General features: G+C 26.3%; 4 protein-coding genes. All 4 read right to left on the reverse strand.

The window, feature by feature from the left end:
- Positions 1-316 precede the first annotated feature (316 nt).
- Positions 317-4684, reverse strand: coding sequence for an FtsX-like permease family protein (locus EHU54_RS02960; protein WP_400248853.1), 4368 nt, complete (start codon positions 4682-4684; stop codon positions 317-319).
- A gap of 22 nt (positions 4685-4706) precedes the next feature.
- Positions 4707-6899 carry a hypothetical protein gene (locus tag EHU54_RS02965; RefSeq protein WP_400248854.1) on the reverse strand — a complete coding sequence of 731 codons (2193 nt, stop codon included), beginning with the start codon at positions 6897-6899 and terminating at the stop codon, positions 4707-4709.
- A 75-nt stretch (positions 6900-6974) separates the two neighbouring features.
- Positions 6975-7877, reverse strand: a complete 903-nt coding sequence (locus tag EHU54_RS02970; protein ID WP_400248855.1) for a hypothetical protein — start codon at positions 7875-7877, stop codon at positions 6975-6977.
- 118 nt (positions 7878-7995) lie between these two features.
- Positions 7996-8656: alpha/beta fold hydrolase (locus tag EHU54_RS02975; RefSeq protein WP_400248856.1), on the reverse strand; the 661-nt coding region annotated here is incomplete at its 5' end.

Raw genomic sequence — 8656 nt, forward strand, 5'->3', positions numbered from 1 at the left:
ATAACGAGTCACATAATCATTATCGCAAAAAAACCAAGACCAGCAATTGATAATAAAACAATCGCTGGAATTAACAATTTTAAAAAATAACATAATAACCCAATTAAAGCTAATAAAGTCATTCCTAATAAACTACCATTAATTACTCACTTTTGTTTTGTTGTAAAGTTAAACATTTCAAACCCTCATTAAAAATAAATTATCTTATCTAAAATAAATCCTTACTATTAACTATACGCTATTTTTACTGTTTTTAAAACCTATTAATGAATTAAAATAAAACTATGGTTCTAAACCATAGTTTTATTAAATCCTGTTAACTTTCCATCATAACAATTTCTTGAATATTTAATTGATTAATTTTTTTCATTGAAATAAAGTACGAGATAACATATAAAATAATAATTCCTCCTAAGATAATTGGTAATGTAATTAGTCCTGTTCCAATTGAAACATAGAAATTAAAGAACATTAAAATCCGCTGGGTAATTGTCCATGTTAAACCTCAAGTGATAAAATATCCCAGTAATCAACCAACAACAGCAAAGGGAATAAAAATTCCTAATATTAAATTATTAATTTCTCAACGACTATAACCTTGTACTTTCATTGTTGCAATAATTTTAATAAACTTTTTAATAAAGAGATCAATTGCAAAATATATTATAATAACAGAAACCATAATAATAATGACAATAAAAATTAAAGCAACTGATAAGGCAACAATAATAACCCGACTCATAATTTTGGCTTTAATACCAACATAATCAGCTGTCAAAACAGATGAGTTATAAGAAGTCGTAAAATTATTTAATGATAAATCACCATTTGTTGATGATAACGCATAACGATTAATTTGATCAGATGGTTGTAATTCGGTTGTATATTTTCCATTGTATCATTGCATTATATTTAAATTATTATCAATTTTATTTATTGGAAATGAATTAATTTGATTAGCATCATTGATACTAATAAACAAGCGTGGTGTATCATAAGTTGAAATGCTTTTAACAATTTTAACTTTAACTGGCTTTTGTGTTAAAGATGGTGCTGCTTTAATAAAATTATTATCAACAGCAGATTGGTATCATGTTGTTGGAATTCCATCAATAAAATCGCCACTATATGTTCCACCAAAACTAAAATTATATGGTTTAATAACTCAGTACTCTTTATTATCAACTCGTTCTTTTCGAATAATTTTATTTCCGTCAACTGTTAATTCTTTTAATAAAATCCGTTGAAGACCATTACTCAATGTAATTATTTTTTTACTTCAAATTGCTTCCATCGCCGAATTCGTTGGAATCCATAATTCAACATTATTTAAATTATGATATTCACTCTTCCGATCAGCAGTAACATAATATTTTGTTTGTGAACTTGTATTATAAGTAAAATAACTTTTATCTAATGAATACAAACTTTGATAATTATTTACATTTCATCCAACAGCATTACCACTTAAATTATATTTTCAGTTTTGATATTTTAAATCTGTATTATTGTTAGTAAATTCTGCTCATTCATGCTGACCAGTATTATATTGCAATGTTGTTACTTCGGGAGTTAATTCAATTTCCTCTCCAACATTAAGAATTAAACGATGTAATGCAGTAACATTCGCAATTGCATTAATTACGGTATCATTATTATTTGCTAAAATAGCACGCTCAGCGGATGATAATTTTAACATTTTGGTATTTGGATTAATTCCATAAATAGAAAATTGCTTATCATTATTATATGTTCCATCAAAACTAGTAAAAACATCATCAGTTGCTGGATTATAACTCATTGTTCCAATTCCTAATGCAAAATGATTTGCTCGATCCGGATTTTTATTTCAATCTTCTTTAACTGCAGCCGGGATAATCCCATTTGTTGCTTTACTAAAACATGTTCTTCATAACGCAGGATAATCTTCCTTTTCAGTAAATGGTGGGTATGGAATTGCCCCAATGTCTAATGCTTTTGGTAATACGGTACATAAAATTTCTGATACTAAAGCTCGAACACTATCACCAGCTGAAGAATTTTTTACTAAATTATTTAAATAATTAAAAATTCCTAATGATAAATTAGTTCCTGATAAAGTAACAAAATTATAAGATAACATATCTTTTAAAATCCCAGCTACAGTTGGCTCTTGTTTCACCGCTTTTAATGGTTTAATTATCGCTCCTCCATCAATACTATAGTAATTTGCTAGTGGTGTTATTCCACCAATGGGATATAAATCTTGTTCAATTGAATCAGTTGACTTAGGAACATTATCAATTCCATTTCATGCATAAGTTTTATAATAAGAAAACGGATTATTACTTATGATATTACTGTATTTAACTTCACTACCATATTTAATGTTTTTATAATAATTTGTATTAAAATTTTTTGCATAGACTGGTGCTAATAATGAGACAGTCAAAGTAAATGTCACTAAGGCAAAAATTCCTAAATAAGTAAATGCTTGTTTTAGTGAAGTTGATAAAACAACCATCCGGAAACGACCCACAAAAGTTTTAAAATGGAAACTACGTACAGTACGGGCCAAACTATTATTAACTTTTAACTCACGCATTGGATGAATTAAACTTAAAACTTCTGTTTTATTAATTGAAAAATAACAAGTAATAAAAGTAATTAATGATAAGAAAATAACAAAGAACCCAATTAGGAAAAGTAAAATCATTCAGTTTCAAGTAAAACTCCAATTAATTATAAAAAACATATTAAATAATTTTATAACGAATAATTGGACGGTAATTCCAACTAATCAACCGGTTGGTACTGCAATTAAAATACTAACCATTAAAATGCTTCAATAGGAAAGTGCAATTTCACGTAAATAATAGCCAGCAGCTTTTAACATTCCAATTTGTGGTGACTCACGTTTAATCATTTCTTTAATAATAATATATGAAACAGCAAATAATGTTATGGCAAAAATAATAATGAAGAATAAGCCAATATAAATGTAAACATTAATTGTTTTTGCTAATAAATCATAGCGTCGTGTTAATGAACTTGTTACTTCTTTTGGTTCAAAAGCACCAATTGAAGGATCATTGCCCAGTGGTGTTGAATTTTTGGTTAGCATTTGAGCATAAAAATCTAATTGATTAGGATTATTTACATAATATTTTTTAAAAATTGCTAAATTCTCGGTTGGTCTATTTGTTAAACTTTTTAAGAATACTCGCGAATTATCCTTTAAACTAATTAAACCTTTATTATTATCTTCTGCTAATAAAGACATTCCATAAGACGATAGATAAATGACAACATCCGTTTTAAAATCAGGAATAAAATCAGTTTCATAAATAGTTGGATAAATATTTAAAGTATCACCACCACTTGCCCCAATTGTAAATGTTCGTTCGCCAATTTGTATATTATCACGCAAATTTTTATGATGTGCTTTTAGATAATTAGGACTAACAACAGCATAATAATTGCTAATTGTCGATTCATTTAATGATGGTCCTGACCACTCATTAACTTTATCAAAAAGCTTTAGTTGTTCTTCTTTTAATAAATCATGTCAACCAATTACTTTATATTTTAAATTATTAGCAATATCCCAAGTTGTAACTTCTTGTCGAATTGCAATATTAAAATTGCTAACAACGCCCAGCATTGTGTAATAAGTCTGTACAAAATTAAGAAAAGAACTTCGTTCACTATAATTACCAAAAAAAGTAACTTTATTAAATAAATCACCAATAACCATTCGGGCTTCATTAATTCCTGTTTGATTTAATTTATCAATATATTGCCACGGTGATTGTGCTAAATACTGAATTCGTGTTTCCTTGTTTCTACTTGTATCAATTACATTAAAACGAGTAGCAACGCCAAAACTACCACGAAGCCCTTTTTCAAATAAAGTATTTTCTGAAATATTAGTTACCACTGTTTTATTATCTTGTTTTCCCAATGTTAAAGTAATATCAGGAATATCAAATTTAGTAAAATCATTATCAACTGTTTTTAAATTATAATCTCATCGTTCAATTGCTCGTTGTTCGGAAGTTGCTTTTCCATTAATAAAATTAGCAATACTTACTTTAATTTCTTCATTCGTTGCATTACTTTGTTTTTTTAAAAAACTAGTATTAATATAGTCCGTAATAATTCCTAAAAAGTTCTTATATATTTGCGTTGTATAAAATAGTTTAAAATATTGGTCAGCTAAAGCATTATAACCCATTGCTCGTAATTTTGCTATTAATGAGTTTTGATAATTTGGCGCAGTTGTTCGTAATGTTAAATTTAATGTTAAATTCCTAATTTTATCATTTGTTAATTTAAAATTAATATCAGATGGTTTTAATGCAGTAAAAACATCTGTCGCTGCTGCACCAATTGTAATTTTTGGATATGTTAATTTATTACTATTGTTTTCTAGTAAAACATATTCTGTATCAAAAGCAAAACTTGGAGTAATTGTTTGCATATTTGAATTTTCAAAATCCATTGCTGAATAATGAAATGAATAATTATAATCAAAACTACCATAATCCATTTGTCGATTTGCTGATTGTAAACTAGTGACCGTTGTAAATAGACAAGAAGTAATAATTGAACAAATAAAAATCAAAAGAAGCAATGAAATGAATTGCCCTTTTGCTTTAATTATTCCTAAATTCCCTTGCTTCATTAACAATATTTTTTTCATGTTTAGCCCTTATATTCCACTTTTAATCATTTTCAATTGCATCATAATAACGTTTTCATTGCCCGCTACTATCTTTTACAAATCATTGAATATTAGAAATTACTCAATATTGATGACTATCATCACCAGGATTAATATTCATTCAAGTTACTTTATATTTATAATGCACTTTTTGGTAATTATTTCCTAGCCCATCATATTTCATAAATCAATCCAAATCATGATTACCTAATGCATTTAAATAAGCTGCATTTAAATCTTGATAAGTCTTAATGTCTGCTTTTGAAACATATCATTTTTGATGTAAATCTAAATTAGCAGCAACATCAGCATCACCTGTTCCTTGATATTCAATATCATACGATAATTTATTTTCTTCTAATTTACCATTGCTAATATTTCAATTTGCTCCTAATAATAAAGTATTTGAATAATCATATAAAGCATTATTAATTGCTAAAAAATCTTTTCGTGTTTCTGAATTTGGATCAAAATATAATTTGTTTAATAATGCCCTTACTGGTTGCGCACTATCATTAAACCATGTAAATGCTAAATCCATAAATAAACCCTTTGCTGGTGTCGATGGGTCATCACTGCCTGTTAATAATTGTGCAATTTTTGTTTGATTTTGTTCTTGGTCACTTGCTTCTGATCATGGCAACTTGCTAACTTCTGTTAACGCATTAGCACTTTGTAAGATTCCTTTTGATAAAGCAACAACAAAACGATTAATATCATTAACACTTAAGGTTCCTAAACCACCTTCTGATTTTGATAACATCATTTTTGACATTGACTGTAATACTACTTTAAATCCAGGAGTAATTTTATTAGCAGCAAGTGTTAAAAAACTACTAATTGAATTATTTGCTTCTTCTTGGCGTTCTAAATCTGCTTTAGTATATAAATCATCAAGATATTCTCCAAAATCAGTAAATAATTCAGTCAAAGATTTTGTTGAATCATCTTTTTTAAACAATAAATCAGCTAATTTTAAGTTTGGTGTTTTACCATTTCACATTGCATCACGATTTTTATATTGATCTTCTGGATTAGCTAAGTTTAGTTCCGGTTTCATTGGTTTTACTGCTAATAAATCACTAAAAACTTGTGATTGTTTAGTGAAAAAATCATCAATTTTTTGTTGAATTGCTTGTTTTTCAGTATTATCTTTACCTAAAAGTTGCAACGCTTTTGTTACCCCAAATTTTGCAAAAATATAATTTGCATTTTCTTTTGTTGGGTCATTAGGTAATTTAGGAGAAGCAAAAATCTGATAATAAATAGCTCCTAAAATACTTCCCATAAATGTTCCATCACTATCTTTTGATAAAGCTAAAAAATTGTTCAATTGATTAATATATACTTTTGATTGTGAACGGTCTGTAAACATATTCGTCATTGAAATTAACTGTAAAATTATTGCTAATTTATCTTGCTCTTCTGATTTTTGAGCTGTTTTAAATGGGCCTCCTGTCGCAAATTTTTGATTATTAATAAGGAAGTTTTGATTTGTACTCGTATCAAATTTAATGTCTTTTGTTGCCACTGGATTATAATCCATATTTAAATTATAAAAATAGGTTGCGCGTGGCATCTCAAACATTGCTTTATTACATGCATCAATAATGTTTTGATTAATTCTGTTATCATCACATTTAGTTGGTAAAATTTCCTTTGCAGTTGAATAACTTGACATTGGCCCGCCATCAAATCAATAATTTAACATATTACTATTTTCTGCTAAATTAGGAATTGTTGGTAACCGGTCTTTATCAGAATAATCAGGAATTTTTTTCTTAGTTTGTTTTTCTGTATTATATAATTCATTATCTAATAAATTCATATATTCATAATTTGATGATAAAGTTGTTAACGGCATCCCATTATTTTTATTTAAATATTTACCCCGATAGTAATCAATATCAACAATATTACCATCCCTATCTTTATATGAATCAGGTAGTTGCATTAACATTTGTAACATTGAAGGTGTATATGTATTTAAATTTTCATGTCGATTCGCAATTGTTAGTTTTGTAAATAATGTTGTTTGTAAAATTTTTGATTTTAATGGTCCATTAGGTAAATTTTCAACTGATGAATCTTTATATTTGTCTTCTACTGTTTTTGTCTTAGTTTTACAACTAGCAGTAAGAGCTGGCGTTGCTACTAACGTTGCTGCTGCTAAAATATTAAGTAACTTTCGCATTATTATTCCCTCTTTTCTTTTTATAATTAATAAATAACTAAATCATTGAATTAGTAAAATAAATTAATTCTTATTTTATTCTTGAAGGATCCCTCTTCAACCATTAATTTCATTTCTTAAGAATTTATTTGGTAAATTTTCTAAACCATTTTTTTCACTAATATTAAAAAAACGAATATTATTTAACAATAATAAAAGTGCAACAAGTTGAATTGAATTATCATCATTAATTTGTCATAAATTTTTCATTGTTTTCTTGGCAGTTTTTATTAAGAAAAATAAATCTAATAAACATAAAACTTTAATTATTTTTAAAATAATTTTAAAAAACAATGAACGATCTAAAATTTTTAAGTCTGCTGAGCCATTTTCAAAATTACTAATTAAAATTAAGAAAGTTAAAATTCGGAAAGCAAAATCATGTAAAAATGTTGTTTTTAAATCAAATAAATAAAAAAATGTAATAATAAAAACAATTGAAATATTTTTTATTAATCATAATGCTAAAATATGATTATTATTAATATGATAAAAACAATTTCACAATTGCTTTGTTATTAAAAATGAAAACAACAATGAGAACAAAACTAACATAACTAATTTTAAAGTATAGTTTAAAAATTGTTTATTTATTAAGATAATAATTGCAATAAAAAATTGTATAACTAAAATAGTGCTAAGATAAATACTAGTATCTGTTTTACTTGCATAAATTTGTAAAAGAATGATTTGTAAAATTAAAAGCACAATAAATTCACTAATAGCAAAAGTTGCATTAAAGAAATATTTTGCTGCTAAAGATTTTACTTCATTTTTTCTAGCGCGAATAGTAAAAAAATATTTTACATTCTTTAAAACAAGATAGAATAAAAGAAAATTAGTAAGAAAAATTATTGCAATACGTTCCAATAACGGATTAAAGAAAAATGAAATTGAATTTAGGATATTAAAACTTGATCATTCATGTAATAAATTCATTTTTCTCTCCTCACAAATTTCAATATAATCCGATATTGCTTACTAACTATATTAAAGCAAAAAAATAGAAAAAACAAGATACTAATTCTTGTTTTTAAAAAAAATAAGGTGCTTTTATTTAAACAAAAAAACTCTTATTATAAAAATTTAAAATATCTTGATAAATCTCCTTTTTAATTGGCTCATTCAAAATCTCATGACGAGCATTTGGATATAATTTAACTTTAACTTTTTTTCCTACCTTTTTATATAAATCAACAGTCTTTATAACCATCTTTCCATATTTCCCAACTGGATCATCAGCACCTGCAATAAATAGTAATGGCAAGTTATCTGGTGTATTTTTAATATTTTTCTTATTTGTAATAAACAACAATCCTGTAAACATATCTTTAAAAGCACTTGTTGAAAAAACTTGTCCTGTTAATGGGTCGTTTGCAAAAGCTTCTTGAACTGTTTTATCTGTTGATAATCATTCAGTTCCTAAATTGCCTTCTTTTTTATAACGAGCATTTAATGGCGCATAAGAAAATTTATAAATAAAATTATCCTTTGATTTTGGTCCTTTCATTTTTTGTCCAATTTTAGCCATTTTAACTGAAAATTTTAACAATCGTTTTGAGTAATGTGCTGTCCCACAAATAACTAATGCCGCAATATTTGTGCCATATTTTATTGCATAATGACGTACCATAAAAGAACCCATTGAATGACCAAACATTACAATTGGTTGGTTTGGATAACTTTTTTTAATAGACTTCTTGCATAACCTATTAAAA

Source organism: Spiroplasma sp. ald (assembly GCF_044714355.1).
In the GTDB taxonomy this organism is placed as follows: Bacteria; Bacillota_I; Bacilli_A; order Mycoplasmatales; family Mycoplasmataceae; genus Spiroplasma; species Spiroplasma phoeniceum.